2 protein-coding genes are annotated in these 1,571 nt (G+C 57.5%); one reads left to right on the top strand and one right to left on the bottom strand.

Features of this window, described 5'->3' with window-relative positions; all coding sequences use genetic code 11:
- Positions 1 to 48 precede the first annotated feature (48 nt).
- Complete coding sequence (locus ACH2EH_RS12710; RefSeq protein WP_395142204.1) at positions 49 to 888, bottom strand: helix-turn-helix domain-containing protein; 840 nt, start codon at positions 886 to 888, stop codon at positions 49 to 51.
- Positions 889 to 1,156: 268 nt separating this feature from the next.
- Here ACH2EH_RS12710 and ACH2EH_RS12715 point away from each other — a divergent pair.
- Positions 1,157 to 1,571 (top strand): phytanoyl-CoA dioxygenase family protein (locus ACH2EH_RS12715; protein WP_395142206.1); only part of this gene is annotated, 415 nt, incomplete at its 3' end.

Raw genomic sequence — 1,571 nt, forward strand, 5'->3', positions numbered from 1 at the left:
GTTCCCGCCATGCCAGCACATCCGCTTCACGTAAACTGTAGGTAATTCTCATCCTGACTCGGGGCTTTTGCAAGAGTCGCGCCAGAGCCGCGGAGACACACCAACATTTTCTTTAAAAATCCTTGCAAAGTACGCCGGGTCCGAAAAGCCGGAGAGAAGCCCAATCCGTGCAATCGGTGTGGTAGTGGTGGAGAGTAGGTTTTTAGCGCACTCAAGGCGCAGATGCTTGAGATAGTCACGCGGCGACTGCCCCATCGCCGCCACAAAAACCTCCGTAAAACGATCCGGTGAGAGAAAGACAAGTCGGGCAAGCTGCTCGATCCGAACAGGCTCGGTGAAGCGCTCCTCTAGATATCGCACGGCACTCGCGACTGTCTCCTGGTGGTGCCCGGACTCCCCAACGCGACGGCCCAATCTTTCCAGTCGAACGAGCAAACGGCCAAAGAGCGGGGCAACCAACCAGTGCGAGATAGGGGTTCCTTGCTCCCACTCATCCCGAAGCTCACTCCAGCACTCCGCGATCTGTGCGTGGGCACTGGGCGTGAGATGCAGCCAGCGCCCGGGTCTTGGTACACCAAGAGTTCCCCACGTTGCCGCATCGAAGATCTCGGGCTGGACATGAATCGTGTCGAGAACCAGTCGGTCACAGTGCGTGAACCAGTGCGCCTGCCCCGGAGCCATCGCATAGACATCGCCGCGTGCCACTTCAAAGGGCTGCCCCTCGATCACATGGGTCGCCCGCCCACGCCGCACCAGATAGAGAGAGAGAAAATCGATGTGTCGCCACCCGATCTGCTCCCAGAACGGCCCTGGCACATCCGTGAGAATCACCAGTAGATGCTCTGAGGCAAACGTGGAAAAGACAGCATTTTGAATTTCTCTGGACATAGGCGTATCGCCCCCATAAACGCGCCCAGAGGGCACCCGGTCTTATTGTCGTCGCAGGCTCCGACACGAAGTCCGCAAGCGGCCATGCCAAACCGAGTTTACTAGGTGCTCGGTACTCGGTTATGGGCGGCACGCCCTTTGTGTCCGAGGAACGAGGACAATAAGACGCTCCCGTTCATGGGGGCGGTCAAATAGACATTACCGGAATCCTACAAGTTTATGCCGTAGAGGTTCTGGAATTTGAAGGAAAAATCCTGCATACTGCGTCATGCTCACTGAAGAACAGGTCGCGTCTTTCCGCGAAAATGGCTACTTAAACTACGGCCTCGTATTAACTCCTGAGGAAACCGCTGGTCTGCGCGAGGCACTGACGCGCTGCAAGTCCGGCACGTCGGCGCATGCTGCGGAGTCGAATCGCAATATCTCCTGGGGCCAGGACAAAGGCTTTGTGGTCACACAGATCGTCAATATGTTCCAGGCTGAGGAGGCGTTTCGACAGCATCTTTACAACGAGAAGATCGTCAAGATCGCCGCGCAGCTCATGGACACCGATACCGTGCGCGTCTGGCACGATCAGATGCAGGAGAAACCCGCGCGTGTGGGTGGCCCCACGGGCTGGCACCAGGATCACCCGTACTGGCCGATTATCCAGCCTGCCGATCTCATCAGCGCCTGGGTTGCCA

Source organism: Armatimonas sp., from assembly GCF_043760365.1.
GTDB lineage: Bacteria > Armatimonadota > Armatimonadia > Armatimonadales > Armatimonadaceae > Armatimonas.

Bases quoted from the DNA above. Each gene is read 5' to 3' on its own strand.
- ACH2EH_RS12710 (WP_395142204.1), bottom strand. From the start codon at position 888: ATGTCCAGAGAAATTCAAAATGCTGTCTTTTCCACGTTTGCCTCAGAG.